The organism is Gordonia amarae NBRC 15530 (assembly GCF_000241345.1).
GTDB classification, from domain to species: Bacteria; Actinomycetota; Actinomycetes; order Mycobacteriales; family Mycobacteriaceae; genus Gordonia; species Gordonia amarae.
On the sequence record NZ_BAED01000071.1, the window covers coordinates 68,482 to 94,657 of the forward strand.

A 26,176-nucleotide genomic window follows, 5' to 3' on the forward strand; every position below is an offset into this window, starting at 1 on the left:
ATTGTCACCCATGGCACCGACAGCGTTCACCGGTGGTGCCACTATGCCTGTTCAACACAGGCCGGGGTGCCGGAGATTCCCGGATTGTTACCCGGCCGGGGAGTGTCGTCCCGGGACCGGCCGTCCCGCGCTGGCACAGTAGGGGTGTGGGTTCGCTCATCGCATCGACATCGCACCGCAGACCGGCACCCGGCGCGCCGTGGCGCACACGCGTGCCGATCGCGATCGGCGCCCTGTGCGCGTTGCTGGTGCCCGGATGCTCGGTTGACGGCGAGGCGCAGTCCGCACCCGCCCGGCCGTCGCTGACACCGCGGCTGGTCGCCGCGACGGCGTTCCCGCACGGAGCGTCAACGGTGCCCGGACCGGGTGTGATGTCAGTGATCGCCGATGTCGCCGGTCCGGCCGGGACCGTCGAGCCGGAGCGCTGCCGGGCGCCCGAAGTGGTGTCCGAGGGTGCGGCGGCGAATGTGGGACCCGATTCGGTGGCGGCCCCGGACACGTCCCCGGGGATCCTGCCCGACACCGGCTCCGTGGGGAGCTCGGGCACGCCGGCCGCCGGAACAACCGGCACGTTGACGGTCCTCATCACGTATGCGCCCGCCGGGCTGGACACCTTCGACATGTTTTTCGCCAAGTGCGGCCGGTTCACCACCAGCACCGCCGGGGCGAGTTCGCGGGTCGTGCTCCAGAAGCTGCCGGCCCGCACCGTGGGCGGTGCGATCGGGACGCGGTCATACGCGCGGACCGTCACCACCGGAGGACAGCGGGGATCGCTGTCGTACGCGATCACCACACTGGTCGCGCAACATGACGGGGTCCGGGTGTACGCCGAACACCGCAGGCAGGGCACCGGCGCGAACCCCCAGCAGATCAGCGCCGACCTCGACACCCTGTTCCGCCGGGCCGTCGAGAAGGCCTGGCCCTCGCGCGGCTGATCTGTGCGCCGGCGTCGACGCTGGCCGAATTGGGGATGGCCGCCGAGGTGGTCATGACGCACGAAGGGTGCTGGGGACAGTGACGCCGCGGCCCCTGGACCGGGTTTCCGGGGGCCGGACGATTTCTCCTATGGCACACCATGATTCCCCACTCGACGGTTCCCCGCCAGACAGTTCCCCACTCGACGACTCGGTCCCACGGCGACCGGTTCACGCCACAACCCTGATCACCGCCATTCCGGCGCTGCTCGGATTCGTGCCCGACCGGTCGTTGATCGTGCTCACCTTCCGCCGCGATCACACGATCATCGCCACCATGCGCTACGATCTTCTGCTCCGGCAGGACGGTCGGCCGTCGACCGAACTGAGAGCGACGATCGCCGGTATCGGAGAGCTGGGCCGGGAATACGGGGCCGAGGCGGTGGTGGCGGTGATCGCCGATGACAGACACCGGATCGAGGGGCCGGAATACCGGACGATCCTCGCGCTGTGCGAGCGCGCCTTCGCCTCCTGCGGAGGACTGTCGGCGGGCCTGATCACCGCCCGGATCGCCCAGGGACAACGCTGGTGGGCCGGGCGTGGCGGCCCGACCGGGACAGGTGTCGCTGCGCCCGTCCAGGTCCCCGCATCCCGGGAAGGACTGGTCGAGGACCCGCACACCTCGCCGACGGCCGTGCGGGAGGTCGTCACCACCGGCCGCCGCGTGCTGGACTGCCGGGACGAGCTGCGGACCATGCTCGACCCGCTGACCTGTGAATGCCGGTCGTGTACCGGCCCGGCGGGTTCAGGTGGTGACAGCGCGGCACTGCTGCGGCTCGTGCTGGCACACCTGCGACGTCGAGAGCCACGTCCCGCCGCGATCGGATGTGCGGACGCCGCGACGCTGGCCACGGCGCTGACCGACCTCACCGTGCGCGATGCGCTGCTGGCGCTCGCCGTCACCGACCTGCGCGGCGACGCCGAGACGTTATGGCGGACATTGGCGCGGCGGCTCAATGGCACCGCCCGAGCCAGCGCCGCGTCGCTACTGGCACACCTGCACTACATCGCAGGCGAAGGCGCCTACGCGGCGGTGGCGCTGGACTGCGCGCTCGACGCAGACCCCGACTGGTCGTTCGCCGTCCTGCTGTCCCAGGCACTGCATACCGGTGCGCACCCGGCCATGCTGTGGGACATTGTCGGTCACTCCTACGAACTCGCCGCCTCGCTCGGCGTCGATCTGCCCCCGCCGACGGCGGCGCAGGTCGGTCGGTGAGCGAGGCGGGATGTGCTGTACCGCAGCCGATCACCGGTACTCTTGCCGGTATCGGACCGCGGTGATCAGACCTTTTCGACGAAGATCGAGTGCGCCAGCTCGTGGGACAACTCCAGCCCGTCATGGCCGGGGGAGCTGATCACCACCTGCTGGGGGGTCTGGGTCACGGCGACGCGCGCGTTGGGCACCACACCGGCCTCGCGGAGCGTCGCGATGAGTTCGGGATCGGACTGCGCGTGCTCGGACAGCCGGCGGACGATCACCGCCACCGACTCGCCCTGTGGCAGATCAGAGAGCCGGCTCGCGCCGTCCTCGGCGGCCGGGACGTCGACGCCGAGCAGTTCCAGGCCGGGGATTGGGTTGCCGTACGGGGACGTGGTGGGGTTGTTGAGGACCGCGAGCAGCCGCCGCTCGACGTTGTCGCTCATCACATGTTCCCAGCGGCAGGCCTCCTCGTGGACCTCATCCCACGGCAGGCCGATGACGTCCACCAGCAGCCGCTCGGCCAGGCGGTGCTTGCGCATCACGGCCACGGCCAGGCGACGGCCCTTCTCGGTCAACTGCAGGTGACGGTCGCCCGCCACATGCACGAGTCCGTCACGTTCCATCCGTGCAACCGTCTGCGAGACCGTCGGTCCGCTCTGCTCGAGCCGCTCGGCGATCCTCGCACGCAGCGGGACGATGCCTTCTTCTTCGAGGTCGTAGATCGTCCGCAGATACATCTCGGTGGTATCGACAAGATCGTTCACGTGGCGCAGTCCCTTCGTCTCTGTCAAGGCTACCCTGAGCAGGACCGGAACACCCTTCTCATCATCGAGTATTCGCGTGTCTCGCCGGCGATCGGGTGTGTCCGGGCCGCATGCCGCGGAACTGTCGCGGATTCCGTCCGGCGCCCACTAGATTGAAGATGTGACAAGCGGCACCAACTCAGACCCCAGCGCAGCGGTCATCTGGAGCGAGGATTTTCTCGCTTACAAGTGGGCGTACACGCATCCGATGAACCCGGTCAGGCTGGCCCTGACCATGTCGCTGGCCCGTGGCCTCGGTGTTCTCGACGGCATCGAGGAGGTTCCGCCCCAGCAGATCGACGATTCGGCGCTGACTGTGATCCACGGCCAGGACTACATCGATGCCGTGCGAGCCGTCGGCTCGGGCTCGGCGGCGCTGTCCGGGCAGCTGCTCGAGCGGCTGTTCGGTCTCGGCAGCGCCGACAACCCGGTGTTCACCGGCATGCACGAGGCCGGCCGGCTGCTCGTAGGCGGCACTCTGGCAGCGGCGCAGGCGGTGGCCTCCGGATCGGTGCGGCGGGCGGTGAACATCGGCGGCGGCATGCACCACGCCATGAAGTCGCACGCCGCGGGCTTCTGCATCTACAACGACTGCTCGGTCGCCATCCAGTGGCTGCTCGACAACGGCTACGACCGGGTCGCCTATATCGACATCGACGCCCACCATGGTGACGGTGTCGAGACGGCCTTCGCGGCTGATCCGCGGGTGCTGACCATCTCGCTGCACCAGCATCCGGCCACGCTCTGGCCGGGCACGGGATGGCCCACCGAAATCGGCACCGGCGACGCACAGGGCACCGCGGTCAACCTGGCGCTGATGCCTGAGGTGAGCGACCGACTGTGGCTGCGGGCCTTCCACGCGGTGGTGCCGTCGCTGCTCGAGCAGTTCCGCCCACAGATCCTGATCACCCAGTGCGGGGCCGACAGCCATCGCGCCGATCCGCTGACCGATCTGGCGCTGACCGTCGATGGCCAGCGCGCGGCGATGCAGGCATTGCGCACCTGCGCCGACGCGTACGCCGACGGCAACTGGGTCGCGGTCGGCGGTGGCGGCTACGGGGTGGTCAACGTGGTGCCGCGGAGCTGGACACACCTGATCGCCACCGTCCTCGACCGCGACGTCGACGTGACCACCCCGGTCGGCGACGACTGGTACACCGAGGCCGTGACGGTGGCCACCGAGGTCCACCCCGACTATGCGCGGCCGCCGGAGGAGTCGATGGGCGACGGCGGCGATGTCGACTATGTCGCCTGGGACGGGGACACCGGTCAGTCGCCGCCGGAGGGAATCACCGAAGTCGCGCAGCGGCAAACCGATCGTGGGATCCTCGCCACCAGACGTGCTGTTTACCCCCTACATGGACTCGACCCGGAGGACCCGCGTGACTGATCAGTCGGCACCCGATCACCGTCAACCCGAGCCGGCATCAGCCGCCAGCACATCCGAGCCGGAACAGACCCCCGAGAACTCGACTCCCGGGAACTCGACCAGGGACGCCGCGACAGGGCAAGCCCAAGCTCCCGAATCCCAGGCTTCCGAATCCCGGGCTTCCGAGTCTCAGGGCCCCGAATCCCAAGCCGCCGCGGTCCAGTCGGCAGAGTCCCCGACGGATGTGGCGCAGGGCGACTCGTCGGGCCGGAGTCCCTGGGACTATCCGCGGCACTGGATCGCCGACGTCCTCGCCTCCGACGGTGGCGTCGTGCATCTGCGCCCGATCGTGCCCGACGACGCCGACAGGCTTGTCCGGTTCCATGCGGGACTGTCCGAACGCACCCGCTACATGCGGTACTTCGGCCCCACACCGCGCCTTCCCGCGCGCGAGGTGGCCCGTATGACCACCGTCGACCACCACAATCGGGTGGCGATCGTGGCGGTGCTGGCCGACGACATCATCGCGATGGGTGTCTACGAGGGACTGGCGATCGACGGCAGGCCCGACGCCGCGGAGGTCGCGTTCGTGGTGGCCGACGAACATCAGGGCCGCGGTCTGGGGCCGGTGCTGCTCGAACACCTCGCCGGTGCGGCCGCCGAGAACGGATTTACCAAGTTCGAAGCGGAGGTGCTCAGCGAGAACCCCAATATGGTGGCGGTGTTCCGCGACGCCGGGTACCAGTTGTCGCGCAGTTTCGACGGCAGCACCGTGCATGTCGAGTTCGAGATCGACCCCACCGACGCGATCTCGTCGGTACGCAACGCCCGCGAACGCGCCTCCGAGGCGCGCAGTGTCGCCAACCTGCTGCGGCCTATGTCCGTGGCGGTCATCGGCGCCTCGACCGACCCGCGCAAGGTCGGCAACGCGTTGCTGCGCAACATCGTCGCGGCCGGTTTCGCGGGGCCGGTGTATCCGGTGAACGGGCCGGTCCACAACGACGGGGACGACGAGAGCGGTGACGATAAGGACGGGGACGCGAAAGCGGGGACCAAGCCGAAGCCGTGGGCGGCGATGATGGGATCGGCCTATACGCCCCCGGCCCGCCGCTCACGTCAACGTCAGCCGTCCGTCAACGGTATCCGCGCGTATCCGACGGTGCGCGACATTCCCGACCCGGTCGATCTCGCCGTTGTCGCCGTTCCCGCCGCACGGGTCGACGCCGTCCTCGACGACTGCCTCGTCAAGGGTGTGCGCACCCTCGTCGTGGTCACCTCCGGCTTCGGCGACGCCGGCAGCGAAGGCCTCGAAAGCGAGAACCGGCTGCTGACGCAGGTCCGGGAGCACGGCATGCGGCTGGTCGGGCCGAACGCGCTCGGCGTGGTCAACAACGACCCGGAGATCGCGCTGAACGCCACCCTCGCGCCGCGGATCCCGCAACCGGGCCGCGTCGGGTTCTTCTGCCAGTCCGGTGCGCTCGGCATCACCATCCTCGACACCGCGGCCCAGCGGCAGATCGGGCTGTCGACGTTCGTCTCGGCCGGTAACCGCGCCGACGTGTCGGGCAACGACCTGCTGCAGTACTGGGACTCCGATACCGCCACCGATGTGGTGCTGCTGTATCTGGAGAGCTTCGGTAACCCGCGCAAGTTCTCGCGCATCGCGCGGCGGGTATCGCAATCCAAGCCGATCGTGGCGGTCAAGCGCCGCAACAACGCCATGTCACCGGTGCGTGCGGCCCGCACGCAGGCCGGCCGCATCGACGACGAGATCGCGCAGATGGTGCTCGAACAGGCGGGCGTGGTGCGAGTCGACACGCTCGACGAACTCTTCGACTGCGGTTCGGTGTTCGCGTTCCAGCCGCTGCCGAGGGGACCACGGACCCGGATCATCGGCAATTCGTCGGTCCTGGGCAGCCTCGCGGCCGAGACCGCGCGGGCGCTGGGCCTGGAGGTCACCGACACCGTCGACCTGGGCGCGGGCGCGTCCGAAGACGCGTTCGAGGACGCGGTCACCGAGGCGATGACCGACCCCGGTGTCGACTCGGTCCTGGTGGTGTTCGTGCCCCCGGTGGCCGTGGACGCGGACTGGCACGCCCGGGCGCTGATGGCCGCAGCCGGCACCCCCGGTGCGGATGCGCCCAAACCGATCGTGTCGACGTTCCTGGCTGTCGAGGGTGTGCCGCCGGGCCTGACGAAACCGGGACCGGACGGGTTGCCGGCGTTCGGGTCCATCCCGTCGTATCCGAGCCCCGAACGGGCGGCGACGGCGCTGGCGCGGGCCTGGCAGTACGCCAATTGGCGGGAACGGCCCGAGGTCGACCCCGTCCGGGCGGACGGGATCGATCACGAAGGCGCCCGCACCCTGGTCCGCGAGGCACTCGCCGACCTGCCTGAGGCCGGTGCCGGCGAAGCGCCCACCGTGCGGCTCGATCCCATTGCCTCGCAGCAGCTTCTGGAGAAGTATGGCATTCACGTGGTGCCGTTCCGGGAGGTCCGCACGATGCACGAGGCCTCGGCAGCCGCCCGGGAACTGGGTTTCCCGGTGGCGGTGAAGGCGACGTCATCGTCGTGGCGGGGCCGGCTGGACCGGGAGGGTGCGCGCCTGGACCTGCCCGACGCCACCGCCGTGATCACCGCGTTCACCGAACTGTCGGCGCTCACGGGCGACGCGGTGCTGCACGTGCAGAAGATGGCACCCAAAGGTATCGGAACGGTCATCGAGATCCGTGATGATCGCTCGTTCGGTTCGATCATCTCCTACGGTTTGTCGGGCCGGACGTTCGAACTGCTCGGCGACCGCGGCTACCGTGCAATGCCGTTGACCGAGTACGACGCGAGGGAGTTGCTCCTGGAACCGCGGTCGTCGGCGCTGGTGCACGGCGAGGGCGATGGGAGTGGCGTGGATACGGCCGCACTCGCCGACCTGCTGGTGCGGGTGTCAGCGCTCGGTGAGGACAACGCGGAGATCCGGAGCCTGGCCATCGATCCGATCCTGGTGTCGCCGGAGGGTGCGGCCGTATTGTCGGCGGAGGTGGTGCTCGGTCCGGTGCCGACCCGCGCCGACAGCGGTCCCCGCAGGCTGTAGCCGGGTCGGCACCGGGCTTGTGCCCGAGATGTCACGAGCCGCCACAGGGCTCTGGGCCCCGTGGCGGCTCGGATCGAAAAAGGCGTACTCCGCTGCTCAGCTCGCGTAGGCGCGGAGCCGTTCGGCGCGGTCTCCGTGACGCAGCTTGCCCATCACCTCGCGTTCGATCTGCCGGACACGTTCCCGGGACAGACCGAAGGCACGCCCGATCTGGTCGAGGGTGCGGGGCTGACCGTCGTCGAGGCCGTAGCGCATGCGGATGACCTGCTGTTCGCGCTCGTCGAGGGTGGCGAGCACAGCCCGGATATCCGAATGCAGCAGGCCCGAGATGACCACGTTCTCCGCCGACGTTGCCTCGGCGTCCTCGATGAAGTCACCGAGCGGTGCCTCCTCGTCGTTGCCGACGGGCATGTCCAGGCTCACAGGGTCGCGGCTGTGATCGAGCAGATCGGCGATCTTCTCCTCGGGGATGCCCGACTCGTTGGAGATCTCGGCGTCGGTGGCCTCCCGGCCGAGCTGCTGATGCAGTTCGCGCTTGATACGGGCGATCTTGTTGACCTGCTCGACGAGGTGGACGGGGAGGCGGATGGTGCGGCTCTGATCGGCCATGCCGCGGGTGATGGCCTGCCGGATCCACCAGGTGGCGTAGGTGGAGAACTTGAAGCCCTTGGCGTAGTCGAACTTCTCCATCGCCCGGATCAGGCCCAGGTTGCCCTCCTGGATCAGGTCCAGCAGGGGCATGCCGCGGCCGGTGTAGCGCTTGGCCAGCGATACCACCAGCCGCAGATTGGCCTCCAGCAGATGCGAGCGAGCGATCTCGCCCTCACGGACGATGATGGCCAGATCCCGCTTCTTTGCGGCGGTCATGCGCTTGCCGCTGTCGAGGAGATGGCGGGCGTACAGGCCGACCTCGATCTGCTTGGCGAGTTCGACTTCCTGCTCGGCGTTCAGCAGGGCGGTGCGCCCGATTCCGTTGAGGTAGACCCGGACGAGGTCGGCGGCGGGGGATTGCGCATCCAGATCCTGCTCGGTCATCTGCGGGCGCGTGCTGGGGGTGGTGGCGACTTCCGGGCGTGCAATTGTCGAGCGTGACATTCGGCCTCCTGAATCGAGTGCGTTCACAGGATTCAACGGACCCGGCGGCCGCAAAGTTCCCGGGACCTCCCGATCGGTGAAACCCGGAGAAGCGCTGTGACCTGCTCCGATGGAAGGTCGTCAGGGGTGATCGGCTGAGAAGTTGCTAAGAGTCGCCGCGCGGGGAACCGTCGACGACGGTGCCCTCGACGGTGGTGTTCCCGATCGCCCGGCCGGTGGTCTCGATCGGCAGAGGACCGGTCACGTGGTGTTCGGCGCCGTAGCGATACTGCGGTTCCTCGCCGCGTTTACGGGCCGGACGGTCGTTGGCTATCAGCACCGCCACCCATGGCAGGGGAATGGACAGCACGACGATGCCCAGCGCGAGCAGGCCCGAGCCGGTGACGCTGTAGGCGATGGCCGCCAGGATCAGCGCCGGGGCCCGGAACGCCATCAGCGTCAGATATTTACGCACCCGGGCGCGGTGCTGTGCCTCGAACGATTCCTCTGCGTCGGTGATCAGGAACGCGTCGGCGGATCGTTGGTTGCCCATACCTCCACTGTCCGCGCATTTGATCGCGGTCGCAAGCCGGTGCCGGCCGCTTCCCTACCCCCACGGCAGAGGCGCTCACCTATCCCAGTCGGAGCCGCGCACCTATCATGGTGCGCATGGGAACGCAGACTATCGACCGCCCCGATGTCGACATCAAGGAACGCCCGGATACCGACGCCACCGACCGGGGTGATGACGATACCCCGAAGTTCTTCCACTACGTGAAGAAGAACAAGATCGCTGAGAGCGCGGTCATGGGCAACCATGTGGTGGCGCTGTGCGGGGAGACCTTCCCGGTGACCCGGTCACCCAAGCCAGGGTCACCTGTATGCCCCAAGTGCAAGAAGATCTACAACCGGATGCGCAAGGAGTAGCGACCCCGGTCACCGGGGTGTGCGTGGCTATCGCCGCCGGATCGGGCCGCTGCCGAACCGCTCGGGCAGCGTCTTGATCTGGTCGGTGAGGTCCGACGTCTGGGAGTTGACCCACTCCCGGACCTGGGTGGATGCGGTCGGTTTGGCGGGCCACATCGACTGGATCGCCGCGTTGAGTTCGGCTCCGCCCACGATCGCGAAGCCCAGGAAGAATGCGAACAGCAGGAACGCGATCGGGGTCGCGAGCGCGCCGTATGAGACGCCGGCCTTGGTGATCGTCGCCAGGTATTCGCGCAGAATTGAGCTCGACACCCAGAAGAACACCGCCGCCAGGATCGCCCCGGCGAGCAGCCGGTGCCAGGGCAGCGGGTTGGGCAGCGCGAGATGGTAGAGCGTGGTCAGGACGCCGATCAACAGGATTGCGACGGCGGGGAAGTAGCCGTAGTCGATGAGCCGGGTGACCCATGAATCCCATTCGTCCGGCACGATCCGCCGCAGATAGGTCGGGCCGAGGGCGACCAGCGGCAGCACGATCACCGATACCGCCAGGAACACCACGTAGAGCAGCAGCGCGAAGATCCGCTGCCAGACCGGATTACGGACCTCGTGCTGGTCGTGGGCGCGCACGATCGACGCGACGTAGCAGGACACGGCCGACGACCCGGCCCACAGCGACATGACGAAGCCGACGGACACCACCGACACCTTGCCGTTGCTGAGCACGTTCTCCACCGTCGGGGTGATGAGGTCGTTCATCACGTTGTCGGAGAACGCGCGCCCGGCCAGCGAGATGATCTTGTCCGAGATGACCGTGGTGGTGTCGGCGCCGAACCAGCTCGAGACGTAGCCGACGCTGCCGAGCAGACCCAGCAGCAGCGGCGGCAGCGACAGCGCCTGCCAGAACGCCGCCTGCGCGGCCCAGCCGACGATGCCGTGGTCCCAGGAGTTGACGATCGTGCGCCACACCATCTTGTGCAGATTCGGCAGTACCGGCAGCCGGGCCGGACGTGCCTGTCCCGCACCGCCGATCGCCTGCTGTGCGGGCGTGCTCGTCTCGTCGGGAGCTCCTGCGGGGGTGGTCACCGCTGCCGGTGCGGCTGCCGCGGGGGTGCGCAGCGGCTCGGTGTCGAGGGTCGTGGCGTCGAGGTGATCGGTGTCGAGGTGATCGGTATCGGGTTGATGTGGGTCGAGTCCGGCCAATTCGGGTGAGACAGGCTCGATCGGTGCGGGATTGCGGCGGGCGGCATCAGGGTGACCGGGTACGACCGGCGACGGGGGGTCGTCGTCGGGTGTGGGTGCCGGGTGTCGATGTCGCGTAGCAATGTCCCTATGGTGGCGGATCGGATCGGCGAACACGCTACGGGGGTCGGTACCGCGCCCCGGCGTGTCGCGGCCCGGACCTCGAAACAGTGGCCTCGAGCACGCTGTCGCGGACCGGGCTCCGGGTGTTCGCGGGGGTAGCATGTCTAGGTTCCCGGCCGCGCGCGCAGGCGTGGCCGGCGGAGTTCCCGTAAGGAGTCGGCACACACGTGAGCCAAGCACATTCGGCCGCCGCGAGTACGGTCACGGCGCCAGAAGGTGCGTCAGGGATCCGGCTCCGCGCCTGGCAGCGACGCGCCCTCACCAAGTATCTGGCGACCAAACCCACCGACTTCCTGGCCGTCGCCACCCCCGGCGCGGGCAAGACGACCTTTGGTTTGCGGATCGCCCGCGAACTGCTCGACGACAAGACCGTCGAGGCGATCACCGTTGTCGCACCCACCGAGCACCTCAAGCATCAGTGGGCCGAGGCCGCCGCCCGCGTCGGGATCGCCCTCGATTCGCGGTTCAGCAACTCGACCGGCCAGACCAGCTCCGACTATCACGGTGTCGTCCTCACCTACGCGCAGGTCGCCGCGCACCCATACCGGCACCGCGTGCGCACCGAGAACCGCAGGACACTGGTGATCCTCGACGAGATCCACCACGGCGGTGACGCCAAGTCGTGGGGCGAGGCCATCCGTGAGGCGTTCTCCGACGCCACCCGGCGGCTGGCGCTCACCGGAACACCGTTCCGTTCCGACGACTCGCCGATCCCGTTCGTCACGTACGAACCGGAGGAGGGCGGTGTGCTGCGGTCGCGTGCCGACCACACCTACGGCTACGCCGACGCCCTCGCAGACGGTGTGGTCCGGCCGGTGGTGTTCCTGGCCTACAGCGGGCAGGCCAGCTGGCGCACCAGCGCCGGTGAGGAGTTCACCGCACGCCTGGGCGAGCCGCTGTCGGCCGAGCACACCGCACGCGCGTGGCGGACCGCACTCGACCCGCACGGCGACTGGATCCCCGCCGTGCTGCAGGCCGCGCACACCCGGCTCACCCGGCTGCGTGAGTCGGGCATCCCCGACGCCGGTGGTCTGGTGATCGCCACCGACCAGACCAACGCCCGCGACTATGCCGAGCTCCTCGAATCGATCACCGGGCGCAGACCGGCGCTGGTGCTCTCCGACGATCCCAAGTCGTCGGGCCGGATCGCCGAGTTCTCCGCCTCCGACGACGAGTGGATGGTCGCGGTGCGCATGGTGTCCGAGGGTGTGGACGTGCCGCGGCTCGCGGTGGGTGTCTACGCCACCAGCGCGTCGACGCCGCTGTACTTCGCGCAGGCCATCGGCCGGTTCGTGCGTTCGCGCCGCCCCGGTGAGACCGCCAGCGTGTTCCTGCCGTCGGTACCGGTGCTGTTGAACCTGGCCAGCGAGATGGAGGCCCAGCGCGATCACGTGCTGGGCAAGCCGCACCGGGAGAGTGACGGTCTCGACGATGCCCTCATCAGCGACGCCAACAAGCAGAAGGACGAGCCCGGGGAGGAGGAGAAGTCCTTCCAGTCGCTGCACGCGGACGCCGAACTCGATCAGGTGATCTTCGACGGCTCCTCGTTCGGCACCGCCACCTTCGCCGGCAGCGACGAGGAATCGGATTACCTGGGCCTGCCCGGCCTACTCGACGCCGATCAGGTGCGCACCCTGCTGAGTAAACGCCAGCATGAGCAGGTCACCCGCCGCACCGCGGACAAGGCCACCACCGTCGCGGCACCCGAGGCGCCCGCGACCACCGGCGATAACCTCCATGCCCTGCGTAAGGAACTCAACAGTCTCGTCGCGCTGCATCACCACCGCACCGGGAAACCGCACGGCATGGTGCACAAGGAACTGCGCACCACGCTCGGTGGCCCGCCCACGGCGATGGCCACTGCCGATCAGCTCCGCGAACGGATCGCCGCGCTGCGCAAGTGGTAGCGCGCGGCCTCGCCCGAACGTCGCACAGATACGACGATGCCCCGGCCGAATCGGCCGGGGCATCGACGTGTTGGGGATCGGGGGTTTCAGGGGGAAGACCTCACGAAGTCTGCCCGTGACGGGGTCAGACGAGCTCCGCGGCGGAATCCTCGACGATTGCGCTGAGCTCGGCCAGGCGGGCCTCGTGGCTGTTGTAGTGATGCCGGCAGAACAGCAGTTCACCACCAGCGGGCAGGATGGCACGGACCTTGGCGGCGGCGCCGCACCGGTCGCACCTGTCAACAGCCGTGAGTGGCATGGAGATCGGGGGCGTCATGGCGATATCGGACATTTTTTCCTCCGTCCCGGGTGGGCAACACGTTGCCTGCCCTTCGTGAGCCGGTACATCGGGTCTGATGTACTTCCCTCACTCTGTCAGACGTTTGGCGTCCAGGTATTGTTCCGGGAGCGTTTTCGGTGTGTCATCTCTGACACAACACCCCGTCGAAACATCCAGGTCACACAAGTGTCACCCGAGGCCCGATTCGTCCGTTCCGAACTAGTCGAGGTAGTCGCGCAGGACCTGTGACCGCGACGGGTGACGCAGCTTGGACATCGTCTTCGACTCGATCTGCCGGATGCGTTCACGGGTCACCCCGTACACCTGCCCGATCTCATCGAGCGTCCGCGGCTGACCGTCGGTCAGGCCGAAGCGCAGGCGGACCACACCGGCCTCGCGCTCGGACAGCGTCTCCAGGACCGACTGCAACTGATCTTGCAGCAGGGTGAAGCTGACCGCGTCGACGGCCACCACGGCCTCGGAGTCCTCGATGAAGTCGCCGAGCTGCGAATCACCCTCGTCGCCGATGGTCTGGTCCAGTGAGATGGGCTCGCGGGCGTACTGCTGGATCTCCAGCACCTTCTCCGGGGTGATGTCCATCTCTTTGGCGAGCTCTTCGGGGGTCGGCTCGCGGCCCAGGTCCTGCAGCAACTCGCGCTGGATACGGCCCAGCTTGTTGATGACCTCCACCATGTGGACCGGGATGCGGATCGTGCGGGCCTGGTCGGCCATCGCGCGGGTGATCGCCTGCCGGATCCACCAGGTGGCGTAGGTGGAGAACTTGTAGCCCTTGGTGTAGTCGAACTTCTCGACGGCACGGATCAGGCCCAGGTTGCCTTCCTGGATGAGGTCGAGGAACGCCATGCCGCGACCGGTGTAGCGCTTGGCCAGCGACACCACCAGACGGAGGTTGGCCTCCAGCAGATGGTTCTTGGCCCGGTTGCCATCGCGCGAAACCCAGTTGAGGTCGCGCTTCTGCGCGGTGCCGAGCTTCTCACCCGACTCGACGATGCGGCGCAGGCATTCGGTGGCGTACAGGCCGGCCTCGATGCGCTTGGCCAGCTCGACCTCCTCCTCGGCGTTGAGGAGGGCGACCTTGCCGATCTGCTTGAGGTAGGCACGCACCGAGTCGGCCGACGCGGTGAGCTCGGCGTCCTTGCGCGCCTGCCGCAGGGCCTCGGACTCGTCCTCGTCCCAGACGAAGTCGCCGGACTTGGCCGAATCGGAACCCGAGGCCGCTTTGGTGGCCTTCTTCGCCCCCGCCGTGGCCGCACCGACCTTGGCCGGGGCCTTGTCGGTGGCCGACTCCTCCTGCGATTCGTCCTCGTCCGTCTCGGAGTCGTCGTCGGAGTCGTCCTCGTCGGTGTCGTCGTCATCGACCTCGATGTCGTCGTCGATGTCGAGGTCCTCGAGGTCACCGTCGGGGGCGTCGAGATCGTCGATCGAATCGGGATCGGCGTCCATGTCGTCGCCGACGCCCTCCGCCGAGGTCGCCTTGGCCGCCGCTTTCTTCGCGGTCTTCTTGGCAGGGGCCTTCGCGGTCTTCTTGGCGGCCGCCTTCTTGGCGGGGGCCTTACGAGCGGGCGCCTTCTTGGCGGCCTTCTTCGCGACCTTCTTGGCAGGGGTGGGAGCGGCCTCGGCCGTCGCGTCGTCGACGACCTCGGTGTCACCCACGGGGGTATTGGTGGCTGCCACGTACAACCTTTCGAGCTGACTCACTCAAATGTCGCGGCAGACTCGGTCCGCCGCAGAACAGGGCTTGATTCCTCGGCGCTTGAGGCCGATACGGGACATTGTAACGACAACCGACCCCCGACAGTATCACTTGCCTGGTCAGGGGCGGTTCGGCAGTCGCGGTCAGGTGCGTTCGGGCTCAGTCCGCCACGGCCATCGCGGCACCGACGATGCCCGCGGTGTTGCGCAGTGTCGCGGGCACCACGGGCGTGCGGTTGGTCAGCAACGGAACCCACTTGTGGGCCTTGCGGCTGATACCGCCGCCCGCGATGAACAAGTTGGGCCAGAACAGATTCTCATAGGCGACGAGGACGTCGCTGACCTTCCCGGCCCACTTTTCGTACGACCAGTCGTTGTCCTCCTTGACCTTCGAGGACGCCTGATGTTCGGCTTCCTTGTGGCCGACGATCATGTGCCCGAGCTCGGTGTTCGGTACGAGCGTGCCGTCGACCATGAGCGCGGACCCGATCCCGGTGCCGAAGGTCAGCAGCATGACCACACCCGAGACGTCCTTGCCCGCACCGAAACGGTCCTCGGCCAGGCCCGCGGCGTCGGCGTCGTTGAGCGCGGCGACCTCACGGCCACCGAGGTGCTTGCTGAACAGGTCGTAGACGTCTGTCCCGATCCAGGCCTTGTCGATGTTGGCGGCGGTGCGCATCACACCGTCGGTGACCACACCAGGCAGCGTCACCCCGACCGGGCCCTGCCAGTCGAAATGCGCCACCACCTCGGCGACCGCCCCGGCGACCGCGTCCGGCGACGCCGGCTGCGGGGTGAGGACCTTGAAGCGTTCCCCCACGAGTTGACCGGTGTCGAGATCGACGATGCCGCCCTTGGTGCCCGAACCGCCGACGTCCACGCCGAAACCGAGATTGCCGCCGGTCTCCGGACCGGGGCCGGGCACCGCGTCGGAGGTGGCTGGGGTGGGGGACTCGGTCATAGTCGGCCCTTTCATGGCAGGCGTCACCCGAGACGGTCGTCGCGGTCCGCCGGACGGATCGGTCGTGTCGTCTCACAAGGCTAGGTCATCGGGGCGATATTGGTGCGGCGGACAGCGGCTCCCGGGCGCGGCCGTTTCGGCCGGCTGGATCGGGTGTGTACCGCCCGATGTGTGCCCGCCCACTGTGTTCGGTGCGGCGATGTGTTGACATGGTGAGCGTGAACTCCCCCCGGTCCCATCGTTCAGGTACAGCAGCGTCGCCGGTCGAACTTGAGCGGGTCGCCATCGCCGTCGCGGAGCTGGCGGCCGCCCACGTGCGGTCACGGCGACGGGAACTGTTCGCGGCATTCGGCTCTGCGCCCGCGGCCGCCGCGGGCGGCGGGACACCCGAACCGGCCGTCGGGACGAAGTCGACGCCCACGGACCCGGTGACCCTGGCCGACACCGAGAGCGAGGCCCTGATCCGGGAGCGGCTGCGCGAGCTACGGCCGGACGACGATGTCCTCGGGGAGGAACGCGGCGGCAGCGTCGAGGTTCCCGACGGGGTGCGCTGGGTGGTCGACCCCATCGACGGCACCGTCAACTACCTCTACGGCATACCCGCGTACGCGGTCTCCGTCGCTGCGCAGATCGGCGGCGAATCAGTGGCAGGCGCGGTCGTGGACGTCGCGGCCGGGGTGACGTATTCGGCGGCCCGAGGTCATGGCGCCTATGCCCGTTCCGCCGGGGACGGAGCAGCCCGGCAGCGGCTCGGGTGCGCCGCGGTCACCGACGTCGGGCTGGCGCTCGTGGCCAGTGGGTTCGCCTACGACCAGGGCAGGCGCAGGACGCAGGGCGAGTTCGTGGGCAGACTGCTGCCCCATATCCGGGATATCCGGCGGATCGGTGCCGCGGCACTGGATCTGTGCATGGTCGCCAGCGGCCGCGTCGACGCGCATTTCGAACATGGCCTCAATCCCTGGGACTGGGCCGCGGGCGGGCTCATCGCCGCAGAGGCGGGCGCCGTCGTCCGGCTGCCGGCCGCCGATTCACGTTCGGTCGACGGGGTTCCCACGATCGCGGTGGCGCCGGGGATCGCGAGCGAGTTCCTGGCCCTGGTCGAGGAGCTGGGCGGCTTGGCCGCCATCCCCGAAGGCGGTCAGCAGGACTGATTGTGCACGGCGCTGACCAGGCCGGGATCGGCGCCGGTTGCCGGATCCTTCGGGTTCGCCAGGCGTAGCGCCTCCAGCGCGGCCTGTGCGTCCTGGGACAGTTCGCGTGATTGGTAGTAGGTGCCCAGCGCGACATCGACCACAGTGCCGCGGCGGCCGTCGTCGACGAGCTGGGCGCACGGAATCGCCAGCCACACGGCCGCGGCGGCGCTCTTGCCGCCGGGGCCGAACCGGATCTGTGCCACGCAGTCGAGGTCCTGGCCGACGTAGACCGGGTCGTCGGCGTACGCGGTGTCGGCGGCGGGGGTGAACCCTTGCGCGGTGAGATCGTCGGAGGCCGACCTGGCTGCGCCGCGCTGTCCGGAGGCGTTCAGCACCCGCACCTGGAAGCTCGACAGCGCCGCGGGCGCGACGCTTTCCATCTCGCTCTTGGCGACAACCGTCAGCGACGGCGTGGGCGTGGTGGGGTTACCCGGGGTCCGGGTGGCGGCCGTGGAGGTGGGGGCGGCCGAGGTGGGCACCGGCAGCGGGCTGTTGCATGCCGTGGGGGTGGCGTCATCGCCGGATTTGACTGCCGCGACGCACCATACGACAACCGCGATGGTGGCGAGGACTGTGACTGCGATAAGGACCGGCTCTTTGCGGCGCCTGCGGAACGGCCGGCCTTTCCGGTCGGTCGTCGTACCTGCCGCGATATGGGACACCACGCTGGACGTCGCTCCTCTCGATGACCGGGTTGCTGCTCGATGCTGATGCTCGATGGGTCGCGTGACCGCGCCCACTCCAGGGGCCTGCTGTAGGGGCCCACTGTAGACGGCCCACTCTAGAGGGTCGGCCCGTTCCATCGCGGTCAGGCCCCGCGGTGGTGGGACCTTGGTACCTGTTTCGGCAGGAGTGCGCGACGTCACAGGCCCGGATCTGTACGGTGGTGCGCGTGCGACGCGCGCGGCAATTTGGGCATTGACTTCTCGGTGGTCACTACACTATGCTCTGGGCGCCCGGGCTCCCCAGCAGTCGGAGAACGGGGCCGAGTTGACACGGCAAAATGTCACAGACGTACGTACAGGTCCGGGGACGAAGTGCGGGATCGCATGGGTGGCGGCGCATCACGCGACGCCGCTTCGCCGCTGATCGCGGCAGGGTTCGCTCGTTGCCCGGCCACCGCCCGGAATAACTCCGGACGGGGCGGCGCTTGCTCTCGGTAACCGGCCACAAGCCGGGCCGAGAAAGCGCCCTCAACGCTGAAAAAAGGTAAGGCACACAATGGCTACTGACTACGACGCCCCACGTCGAACCGAGAGCGAAGACCTCAACGAGGACTCGCTCGAAGAATTGAAAGCCCGTCGCAGCGAGGCACAGTCCTCGTCTGTCGACGTCGACGAGAGCGACACCGCCGAGTCGTTCGAACTTCCGGGCGCGGACCTGTCCGGCGAAGAACTGTCGGTCCGGGTCATCCCCAAGCAGGCCGACGAGTTCACCTGCACCAGTTGCTTTCTCGTCTACCATCGCAGCCGGCTGGCCCGCGAGAACGGCAACTCGATGGTGTGCGTGGACTGCGCCTGACCATCGCGGGTACGTGCCCGTCACAACCCATCTGCCTGTCATGCCCCACCTGCGGCCACCAGCCCTGTGTCGTGGGTGACAGCCCGAACCGGCCGTCCAGCCGGTAGAGAAAACCGGACCGCCCGATCGTGCGGTCCGGTTTTGCGTTTCTCCGGTCCAGGTTTTTCGCCACCCGCCCGGTACGACGGGTCGGGTGCCCGTCAGTCGCGGTCCCGCGGAGCCCTGTCCCGGGGTGACGCCGCAGCGTCATCGATACCCAGGGCCGCCAGCACCCGGTCTGGGTGCCGGGTGGAGACCAGCCAGTAGGGCGTGGGGTCGTCGGGATCGTCGAGGACCAGCAACACCATCGCCTTGATCCACGCGCGATGCATCAGGAACGCGGCCGGGTCGAGCTGACGCCCCAGTGCCGCGGACTTGGCTGTGGCCGCCACCGTCGCGCCGCGCGCGACCACTTCACGAGGCAGCCGGGCCTTGTCGGCGACCAGCTCGCCGTCGGCGGTCACTGCCACCCGGGTGCGCCCCATCGACCACAGCAACGCGGCCGCGAGAATCCCGACCACCACGTACCCGGCAACACTCCACGCCGACTTGTGCGCGGACAGCTGGATCTCATATCCCACGACGCCGGTCACGACGGCACCGGCAACCCACCACCACCACGGAACGGTGAGACGTTCGTCATAGAGATCGGGCCGGGCCGACTGGGATCCGACCTGGGATGCCGGGCCGGATGACGAGCTGTTCGGTGATTGGGGTGCTGCCACGACGACCAGCCTAGTCGGCTGCGGCGGAGGGGTAGTCTGCGGTCCGTGAGCGCAGATTCCGCACCCGTGATCCCCCTTCGCCGTCTGGACCCCGATCTGCCGATGCCGACCCGGGCGCATCCCGGCGACGCGGGCGTCGACCTGTACTCGGCCGTAGACCTGGAACTGCCGCCCGGCCGACGTCAGCTCGTCGGGACCGGTGTGGCGGTCGCGATCCCCGTCGGCATGGTGGGCCTGATCCACCCCCGGTCGGGTCTGGCGGCCCGGACCGGGCTGTCGATCGTGAACACCCCCGGCACCATCGACGCCGGGTATCGCGGCGAGATCAAGGTGTGCCTGATCAACCACGACCCCGACACGCCGATCACCATCGCCCGCGGCGACCGGATCGCACAGCTCGTCGTCCAGCGGGTCGAACTGCCCGAATTCACCGAGGTCGCCGAACTCGACGACACCAGCCGGGGGACCGGTGGCTACGGGTCCAGCGGCGGTCATGCGGTGTTAGAGGGCTGAGGGCTCGGTCGGGGCCGGTGACGGCCGCGTTGCACCGCGGGCGCGTCGGGGTGGACTACCCTTCAAGACGGATCCGCTGATCTACATCGACTTACGCAAGGAGGCGCCGGAATGGCTCGGCAGAACGCGACCCAGGGGTTGAGGATCGGCCAGGCGGCCGGCCCTTACGACATCGACGCGTTGGTGACTTCGCTTGCCGAGCTGCAGAATTCGCACCTCGACCTGGGGTCGGTGCTGGTTCCCGTCGTCGAGGGTGGGCAGGTCACCGTCGAGATGACCGCCGACCACCAGCCCGAAGCGGTGTATCTGGTGACACCGTTCGGCCGGATCGGGGTCGCCGCCTTCGCCGCACCCAAGACGCCGGGTACCTGGCGTGAGGTGGTCCGCGAACTGGCCGAATCCCTGCGCGACAGCGGTGCCACCACCTCCATCGAGGACGGGCACTGGGGCCGCGAGGTGGTCGCCGAGGTGCCCGGCACCATTCACCGGTTCATCGGTGTCGACGGCCCGCGCTGGCTCGTGCGGTGCGTGGCCAGCGGCCCGACCGAGGCCACCGAACCGCTCAGCCAGCTCGCCCGCGCGGTCCTCGCCGAGTCGGTGGTGCGGCGCGGGAACGACCCCTATCCGCCGCGTGAGGCGTTGCCGATCGAACTGCCCGACGTACTCGCCGCGCAGGTGGCCGCAGCGCAGCAGGAGATGGTCGAGGCCGGCGAACCGGGCTTCGAGGACGTACCCGCCTACGGGGCCGAGGAGCACGACGGTGGTGCGCTCGATCAGCTGTCGCAGGCGACGGTCGTGAACGCCGACGACGAGGACTTCGACGATCGTGCCGGGTACGACGATCCCGCGGCCTATGAGGACGACGGCGAGGCCGGCGCGCAGGGCGGTCCTGAACCGTCGTCGGGTTCGGCGATGCAGCGGCTACGACGCCGCTCCTGGCGTCGCTGACGCCGTTTCGGCCTTTCCCGAGTGCGGCTGTTGCGAGGTTCAGTCGTTCGGGGCTGCCCGCAGCGCCGCCCAGATACGGGCGGTGGTGGTCCCCAGCAGGGCCGCGTCGGCGCCCCATTCGGGGAGCGGCAGTTGGGCAACCGCGGCTCGCGGAGCGGCCGCGCACCACTCGTGGGACACGTGCACCGGATGGATCGGGTCATCGAGTGATGCCGTGATCGCCAAGGGCACCGCCAGGTGCGCGATTTCGTCCGGACGCGGACACACGTACGCCGCGGCCTGCCGGAGCTGGTTTTCGAGCCGGTCCCCGAAAGCGGTCCACGAGCGGGTCAGTTCGTCGGCGAGCCATGCCGGGGAGGACGCGCGCATCGCGACGATCGTCGCCTCCAGGCCGATGCCGCGGATCGAGTCGGCGGTGGCGGTGGCCGAGGCGCGGGCCATGGCGTTCTGATCGTCGCCGGACCACGGTGGAAGCGCGGCCAGGACACCCGCGCAGGCGCCGGCCTCGCCGGGGGAGGGCTGCTGGGCCAGCGCCCATCGCACCGCCAGCGCCGCGCCGATCGACACGCCGCCCACCAGGATCGTCCCGTGCCTACGGGCGGCTTCGTCGAGGACGGCGAGATGCCCGGCGACGAGGTCGTCGGCGGGCTGCGAGGCGATCAGCTCGACGCCGAGCTCTGTCGCGGCAGGCCCGAATGCACGCCGCACGTAGTCGGCGTCGGAGCCGGTGCCGGGCATCGCCACCAGTGCTGCGGGGGATGGCGTGAGTGAACTGTGAGACAACTCGGAACCCGTCGGCATGTAACGATGATGCCTGGCGTTGGATCTGGCGTGGGCAGGGGTCTACAGTGGCGGAAGTCCGGTGGATCGCGTACGCGGCCCACCACGCAAATCGCCAGCGGTGCTTGGAGAAAGAATGACAACGCCCGGATATCTCAAGAGGCTGACTCGTCGGTTGACCGAGGATCTCGGCGACGTCGAGACCGAACGTATCTCCCGTGAGTCCCGTGCCCGCGGCGGCCAGCGTGCCGCCGAATGTTGTCGCGGTGACGAGGTGACCATGCACGGTGAGCTGCGGTCGGTCGAGACCTGTTCCCGCACCGCGAAAGCCGGTGTCAAGGCGGAGTTCTTCGACGGCAGTGACACCGTCATCCTCAAGTGGCTCGGCCGTAACCGGATCCCGGGTATCGAGCCCGGTCGGACGGTGACGGTGCGTGGCAGAATCGCCGACCTCGACGGCAGCAAGGTGATCTACAACCCGTACTACGAGCTGTATGGCGCCGACGACTGATCCCGGCCGGCCGGAACCCGGAGGTTCGGGCGAGGCGAACAATCCAGAAGAAGTCCGTGCAGAAGAAGTCCGTGCAGAAGAAGTCCGGGCGGAAGTGGCTTCCGAGGAACAGGCCGCCGAGCCGCCGCTGCTGGAGCAGATGGGCGGTGTGTCGGGGCTGATCTACTCGACGGTCCCGATCGCGGTGTTCGTGCCCGCGAACTCGATCGGCGGGCTCGGTGTGGCCGTCGGCGCGGCACTGGGAGCCGCGGCACTGGTGTTCGTGATCCGGCTGGTGCGGCGCGAAGGTCTGATGCCTGCGGTGTCGGGACTGCTGGGCGTCGCGATCTGTGCGTTCATCGCGCACCGCACCGGAGACGCCAAGGGATACTTCCTGTTCGGCATCTGGTCGATGTTGGTTTACGCGATCGCGTGCGTGGTGTCGATAGTGGTGCGCTGGCCGCTGATCGGGGTGGCCTGGCATCTGGTGACCGGTGAGGGCACCGGCTGGCGCCGGCAGCGGGCCGTCCTGCGTGCCTACGACCTGGCCACCGCCTGCTGGGCGGTCGTGTTCGGCGCCCGGTACCTGACACAGTCGGCGCTGTACGACAGCGATCACACCGGCTGGCTGGCCGCGGCCCGCATCGGCATGGGCTGGCCGTTGACCGCGCTCGCGGCCGTCATCACCGTTTTCCTGGTGCGCCGGGCGGTTTCCGCCGAGACGCCCGGCCAGGACACCGCATCCCGGTGATCGGCGGTCAGACGATCAATGGGCCACCTGCATGGCGGCGAACAGATCGTCCTCGGTTTCCTCCGGCGCGATGAACACCAGTTCGTCGCCGCCCTCGATCGAGTCGTCGGACTGCGGCACGATGACCCGTTTACCCCGCAGGATGGCCACGAGCGCCGCATCCCGCGGCAGCGCGAGCTTGCGCACCGGCTTACCGGCGAGGGGAGTGTTGGCGGGCAGGGTCAGTTCGACCAGGTTGGCCTGACCCTGACGGAAGGTCATCAGCCGCACCAGATCTCCCACCGACACGGCCTCCTCGACGAGCGAGGCCAGCAGCCGCGGCGTGGACACCGCCACGTCCACGCCCCAATCCTCCCCGAAGAGCCACTCGTTACGCGGATCGTTGACGCGGGCCACCACCCTGTTGACCGCGAACTCGGTCTTGGCGAGCAGGCTGACCACCAGATTGGCCTTGTCGTCGCCGGTGGCGGCGATCATCACGTCGAACAGGTGCAGTTGGGCGCGCTCGAGATTGCTCAGCTCGCAGGCGTCGCCGAGCACCCAGGTGGCGTCGGGGACCGCGGAGGTGTCGATGTGGGAGGCGAGTCGTTCGAACAGGGTGACCTCGTGCGCGCTGGACAGCAGCTCACGGGCGATCGAACGTCCCACCGCGCCGGCTCCGGCGATGGCGATCTTCACGGCATGGCCTCCATGTGAATCAGGTGTCCTGTCAGTCCCGGATCGGGGCGGGCGCCGCGGCCAGCGCCCTGGCATTGGCCAGATTGTCCAGCAGCACCGCCGCGTACACCTGATCGTCCTGCTGGATGACCGATTTGACGTCGGGCAGCATCACCCGGCCGACCCTGCTGATGAAGGCGATGCGTGCCCCGGTGTGCTCCTGGAAGCGGCCCACGGTGGTACCGATCCACGATTCGTCGACATCGATGCGGGCCACCCCGAGCGTGCCGGACGGGTCGCGCCATTCAGCGGTGTTCGCGGTCTCGTCGAGAGCGGACACGAACCGTTCCGTGGTCCACGGGACGGTCGCGACGGTGGGGATCCCGAGTCGCTCGTAGACCTCCGCGCGCCGGGCGTCGTAAATGCGGGCGACGACCCGCTCCACCCCGAACGTCTCGCGCGCCACGCGGGCGGCGATGATGTTGGAGTTGTCGCCGGAGGACACTGCGGCGAACGCATCGGCCGTCTCGATCCCGGCCTTGATCAGGACGTCGCGGTCGAATCCGGCGCCCACCACCTTGGCGCCGTCGAAGGGCTGGTCGAGACGGATGAACGACGCGGCGTCGCGGTCGATGATCGACACCTCGTGGCCGCGGCGGCTCATGGACATCGCCAACGACGATCCGACTCTGCCGCAACCCATGATGACTACGCGCACGGGCGTCCTTTCCCACATTTGACGTTGCTCAACCTACTCCGTGAACCGATCGAGTGTGATGGTGGGCGGTGACATGTCGGCGAGGCGGGGTGGTGCTGTGGTCTTTGCGAGGGGCACGGCCTAGTGTGGCGTGGTGTCCACCGTGCCCAAGGTGTCCGTCGTGATCAAGCGACTGCTGCTCGGACAGCCTTTCCGCAGCGACAAGCTCAACCACACGCTGCTGCCCAAACGGATCGCGCTGCCCGTGTTCGCCTCGGACGCCATGTCGTCGGTCGCGTACGCGCCGCAGGAGATCTTCCTCGTCCTGTCGATCGCCGGTGTCAGCGCACTGACGTTCACCCCGTGGGTGGCGCTGGCCGTGGCGGTGGTGATGGTGGTGGTGGTTGCGAGCTACCGGCAGAACGTGCACGCCTACCCGTCGGGCGGCGGTGATTACGAGATCGCGAACGTCAACCTCGGCCCGAATGCGGGGCTGACGGTGGGCAGTGCCCTGCTCGTCGACTATGTGCTGACCGTCGCGGTGTCGATCGCCTCTGCAGCCGAGAACATCGGGTCGGCGTTCCCTCTGGTGCATGAGCACAAGGTGTGGTTCAGCGTCGCGGCGATCGCTGTGCTGACCGCCGTCAACCTGCGCGGCATCAAGGAATCGGGTGCGGTACTGGCGATCCCGACGTACGCCTTCATCGTGGGCGTCGGCGCGATGCTGATCTGGGGCTTCGTGGAGATCGTCATCCTCGACCGGGATGTCAGCGCCGAGACCAGCGGGTTCGGGCTCAAGGCCGAGGACAGCCACCTCGCGGGGATCGCCTTCGTCTTCCTGATCGCCCGGGCCTTCTCGTCGGGCTGTGCCGCGCTCACCGGCGTCGAGGCGATCAGCAACGGGGTGCCCGCGTTCCGCAAACCCAAGTCGCGCAATGCCGCGGCCACCTTGATGATGCTCGGCGCGTTCTCCATCACCCTGCTGCTCGGCATCGTGGTGCTGGCGCAGGAGATCGGCGCAAAATACGTGATGGACCCGGCGAACGATCTCATCGGTGCCCCGGAGAACTATCACCAGAAGTCGATGATCGCGCAATTGTCGCTGGCGGTGTTCGGTGACGGTTCACCGGCCTTCTACTTCGTGGCGGCGGCGACCGCGCTCATCCTGGTTCTGGCGGCCAACACCGCGTTCAACGGTTTCCCGCTGCTGGCCTCGGTGCTGGCGCAGGATCGCTACCTGCCCCGGCAGATGCACACCCGCGGCGATCGGCTCGCGTTCAGCAACGGCATCCTGTTCCTGGCGATCGCCGCGATCATCTTCGTGATCTCGTTCGGCGCCGAGGTGACCGTGCTGATCCAGCTGTACATCGTGGGGGTGTTCGTCTCGTTCACGCTGAGCCAGACCGGCATGGTCCGGCACTGGACACGGTTGCTGCGCACCGAAACCGACCCGCAGGCACGCAAACGGATGATCCAGTCCCGGATCGTCAACACCGTCGGGCTGGTGATGACGGCGACGGTGCTGGTGGTGGTGCTGATCACCAAGTTCACAGCCGGTGCCTGGATCGCGATCGTTCTGATGGTGGCTGTGTTCGTGCTGATGAAACTGATCCATTCGCATTACGCGAGCGTGCAGGAGGAACTCGACCGCGACGACGAGAGTGCCGTGCTGCCCAGCCGCACCCACTCGATCGTTCTGGTGTCAGGGCTGAACCTGGCCACCCGGCGCGCGGTGCGATACGCCCGTGCCACCCGGCCGGACATGCTGGAGGCGATCACCGTGAATGTCGATGACCGGTCGACCCGCACGCTGGTGTCCAAATGGGAGGCCAGCGAGATCGAGGTCCCGCTGAAGGTGATCGCCTCCCCGTACCGAGAGATCACCCGGCCCGTCCTCGACTACGTGCGCAGGGTGCGGCGCGAATCGCCCCGGGACGTGGTGACCGTGTTCATCCCCGAATACGTGGTGGGGCACTGGTGGGAGCAGATCCTGCACAACCAGTCCGCGCTGCGGCTCAAGAGCCGGTTGCTGTTCGAGCCCGGCGTGATGGTGACGTCCGTACCGTGGCAGCTCAACTCCTCGGACCGGCTCAAAGATCGTGATCTGAACGTGTACGGCCCCGGTGACACCCGCCGGGGCATGGGTGGGACGGAACGACGCTGA

25 protein-coding genes are annotated in these 26,176 nt (G+C 68.4%); 13 read left to right on the top strand and 12 right to left on the bottom strand.

Annotated elements, in window-relative coordinates; genetic code table 11:
* Positions 1-146 precede the first annotated feature (146 nt).
* Positions 147-935 carry a hypothetical protein gene (locus tag GOAMR_RS21255; RefSeq protein WP_040516013.1) on the top strand — a complete coding sequence of 263 codons (789 nt, stop codon included), beginning with the start codon at positions 147-149 and terminating at the stop codon, positions 933-935.
* 130 nt (positions 936-1,065) lie between these two features.
* A complete protein-coding gene (locus GOAMR_RS21260; RefSeq protein ID WP_050942837.1) occupies positions 1,066-2,190 on the top strand; it encodes a DUF4192 domain-containing protein in 1,125 nt (374 codons plus the stop codon).
* A gap of 65 nt (positions 2,191-2,255) precedes the next feature.
* Here GOAMR_RS21260 and GOAMR_RS21265 read toward each other — a convergent pair whose 3' ends face one another.
* Complete coding sequence (locus tag GOAMR_RS21265) at positions 2,256-2,939, bottom strand: iron-dependent transcriptional repressor DtxR (protein ID WP_005192900.1); 684 nt, start codon at positions 2,937-2,939, stop codon at positions 2,256-2,258.
* A 160-nt stretch (positions 2,940-3,099) separates the two neighbouring features.
* Here GOAMR_RS21265 and GOAMR_RS21270 point away from each other — a divergent pair, with 160 nt between their 5' ends.
* A complete protein-coding gene (locus tag GOAMR_RS21270) occupies positions 3,100-4,368 on the top strand; it encodes an acetoin utilization protein AcuC (protein ID WP_005192903.1) in 1,269 nt (422 codons plus the stop codon).
* Positions 4,369-4,591: 223 nt separating this feature from the next.
* The gene (locus GOAMR_RS21275; protein WP_005192906.1) at positions 4,592-7,435 is read left to right on the top strand and encodes a bifunctional acetate--CoA ligase family protein/GNAT family N-acetyltransferase; all 2,844 of its coding nucleotides are present in this window, start codon (positions 4,592-4,594) and stop codon (positions 7,433-7,435) included.
* Positions 7,436-7,531: 96 nt separating this feature from the next.
* Here the strand turns inward: GOAMR_RS21275 and GOAMR_RS21280 are convergent, their stop codons facing one another.
* Positions 7,532-8,530 (bottom strand): sigma-70 family RNA polymerase sigma factor, encoded by a 999-nt coding sequence (locus GOAMR_RS21280; protein WP_005192909.1) that lies wholly within the window; start codon positions 8,528-8,530, stop codon positions 7,532-7,534.
* A gap of 145 nt (positions 8,531-8,675) precedes the next feature.
* Complete coding sequence (locus tag GOAMR_RS21285) at positions 8,676-9,062, bottom strand: DUF3099 domain-containing protein (protein WP_005192912.1); 387 nt, start codon at positions 9,060-9,062, stop codon at positions 8,676-8,678.
* A 116-nt stretch (positions 9,063-9,178) separates the two neighbouring features.
* On the opposite strand from GOAMR_RS21285, the gene GOAMR_RS21290 reads away from it, so the two are divergent.
* Entirely contained in the window at positions 9,179-9,436 is a 258-nt protein-coding gene (locus GOAMR_RS21290; protein WP_040516038.1) for a DUF3039 domain-containing protein, read from the top strand.
* A gap of 27 nt (positions 9,437-9,463) precedes the next feature.
* Here the strand turns inward: GOAMR_RS21290 and GOAMR_RS21295 are convergent, their stop codons facing one another.
* On the bottom strand, positions 9,464-10,465 hold the full coding sequence (locus GOAMR_RS21295) for a YihY/virulence factor BrkB family protein (protein ID WP_373278791.1): 1,002 nt from the start codon (positions 10,463-10,465) through the stop codon (positions 9,464-9,466).
* Positions 10,466-10,965: 500 nt separating this feature from the next.
* On the opposite strand from GOAMR_RS21295, the gene GOAMR_RS21300 reads away from it, so the two are divergent.
* Positions 10,966-12,705, top strand: coding sequence for a DEAD/DEAH box helicase (locus GOAMR_RS21300; protein ID WP_005192920.1), 1,740 nt, complete (start codon positions 10,966-10,968; stop codon positions 12,703-12,705).
* 124 nt (positions 12,706-12,829) lie between these two features.
* Here GOAMR_RS21300 and GOAMR_RS21305 read toward each other — a convergent pair whose 3' ends face one another.
* From GOAMR_RS21305 to ppgK, 3 genes are all read right to left on the bottom strand, one after another.
* On the bottom strand, positions 12,830-13,036 hold the full coding sequence (locus GOAMR_RS21305) for a DUF7455 domain-containing protein (protein WP_005192923.1): 207 nt from the start codon (positions 13,034-13,036) through the stop codon (positions 12,830-12,832).
* A gap of 207 nt (positions 13,037-13,243) precedes the next feature.
* Entirely contained in the window at positions 13,244-14,719 is a 1,476-nt protein-coding gene (locus GOAMR_RS21310) for an RNA polymerase sigma factor (RefSeq protein WP_005192925.1), read from the bottom strand.
* A gap of 178 nt (positions 14,720-14,897) precedes the next feature.
* Positions 14,898-15,698, bottom strand: coding sequence for a polyphosphate--glucose phosphotransferase (ppgK, locus tag GOAMR_RS21315; RefSeq protein WP_005192928.1), 801 nt, complete (start codon positions 15,696-15,698; stop codon positions 14,898-14,900).
* A 209-nt stretch (positions 15,699-15,907) separates the two neighbouring features.
* On the opposite strand from ppgK, the gene GOAMR_RS21320 reads away from it, so the two are divergent.
* Positions 15,908-16,849 carry an inositol monophosphatase family protein gene (locus tag GOAMR_RS21320; RefSeq protein ID WP_005192931.1) on the top strand — a complete coding sequence of 314 codons (942 nt, stop codon included), beginning with the start codon at positions 15,908-15,910 and terminating at the stop codon, positions 16,847-16,849.
* On the opposite strand, the gene cei is transcribed toward GOAMR_RS21320, so the two are convergent.
* Entirely contained in the window at positions 16,837-17,556 is a 720-nt protein-coding gene (gene cei / locus GOAMR_RS21325) for an envelope integrity protein Cei (protein ID WP_005192934.1), read from the bottom strand. The two genes, GOAMR_RS21320 and cei, sit on opposite strands and share 13 nt — an antisense overlap.
* Positions 17,557-18,112: 556 nt before the next feature.
* Here cei and GOAMR_RS21330 point away from each other — a divergent pair.
* Positions 18,113-18,412 carry a DUF4193 domain-containing protein gene (locus GOAMR_RS21330; protein ID WP_005192938.1) on the top strand — a complete coding sequence of 100 codons (300 nt, stop codon included), beginning with the start codon at positions 18,113-18,115 and terminating at the stop codon, positions 18,410-18,412.
* A 200-nt stretch (positions 18,413-18,612) separates the two neighbouring features.
* Here GOAMR_RS21330 and GOAMR_RS21335 read toward each other — a convergent pair whose 3' ends face one another.
* Entirely contained in the window at positions 18,613-19,176 is a 564-nt protein-coding gene (locus GOAMR_RS21335; RefSeq protein ID WP_050942839.1) for a DUF3093 domain-containing protein, read from the bottom strand.
* A 45-nt stretch (positions 19,177-19,221) separates the two neighbouring features.
* Between GOAMR_RS21335 and dut the strand changes: the two genes are divergently transcribed.
* Both dut and GOAMR_RS21345 read left to right on the top strand, forming a co-directional pair.
* Positions 19,222-19,689 (top strand): dUTP diphosphatase, encoded by a 468-nt coding sequence (gene dut / locus GOAMR_RS21340; protein ID WP_040516014.1) that lies wholly within the window; start codon positions 19,222-19,224, stop codon positions 19,687-19,689.
* A 111-nt stretch (positions 19,690-19,800) separates the two neighbouring features.
* Entirely contained in the window at positions 19,801-20,637 is an 837-nt protein-coding gene (locus GOAMR_RS21345) for a DUF3710 domain-containing protein (RefSeq protein WP_005192945.1), read from the top strand.
* A gap of 39 nt (positions 20,638-20,676) precedes the next feature.
* On the opposite strand, the gene GOAMR_RS21350 is transcribed toward GOAMR_RS21345, so the two are convergent.
* Positions 20,677-21,438, bottom strand: a complete 762-nt coding sequence (locus tag GOAMR_RS21350; protein WP_005192948.1) for a hypothetical protein — start codon at positions 21,436-21,438, stop codon at positions 20,677-20,679.
* A 115-nt stretch (positions 21,439-21,553) separates the two neighbouring features.
* On the opposite strand from GOAMR_RS21350, the gene GOAMR_RS21355 reads away from it, so the two are divergent.
* On the top strand, positions 21,554-21,928 hold the full coding sequence (locus GOAMR_RS21355; protein ID WP_005192950.1) for an OB-fold nucleic acid binding domain-containing protein: 375 nt from the start codon (positions 21,554-21,556) through the stop codon (positions 21,926-21,928).
* A gap of 139 nt (positions 21,929-22,067) precedes the next feature.
* Positions 22,068-22,658, top strand: a complete 591-nt coding sequence (locus GOAMR_RS21360) for a DUF3159 domain-containing protein (RefSeq protein WP_244427480.1) — start codon at positions 22,068-22,070, stop codon at positions 22,656-22,658.
* Between the two features lie 15 nt (positions 22,659-22,673).
* Here the strand turns inward: GOAMR_RS21360 and GOAMR_RS21365 are convergent, their stop codons facing one another.
* Both GOAMR_RS21365 and GOAMR_RS21370 read right to left on the bottom strand, forming a co-directional pair.
* On the bottom strand, positions 22,674-23,336 hold the full coding sequence (locus GOAMR_RS21365) for a potassium channel family protein (RefSeq protein WP_005192954.1): 663 nt from the start codon (positions 23,334-23,336) through the stop codon (positions 22,674-22,676).
* Between the two features lie 31 nt (positions 23,337-23,367).
* Positions 23,368-24,033, bottom strand: coding sequence for a potassium channel family protein (locus tag GOAMR_RS21370; RefSeq protein WP_005192956.1), 666 nt, complete (start codon positions 24,031-24,033; stop codon positions 23,368-23,370).
* Positions 24,034-24,166: 133 nt separating this feature from the next.
* Between GOAMR_RS21370 and GOAMR_RS21375 the strand changes: the two genes are divergently transcribed.
* Entirely contained in the window at positions 24,167-26,176 is a 2,010-nt protein-coding gene (locus GOAMR_RS21375) for an APC family permease (RefSeq protein ID WP_170319200.1), read from the top strand.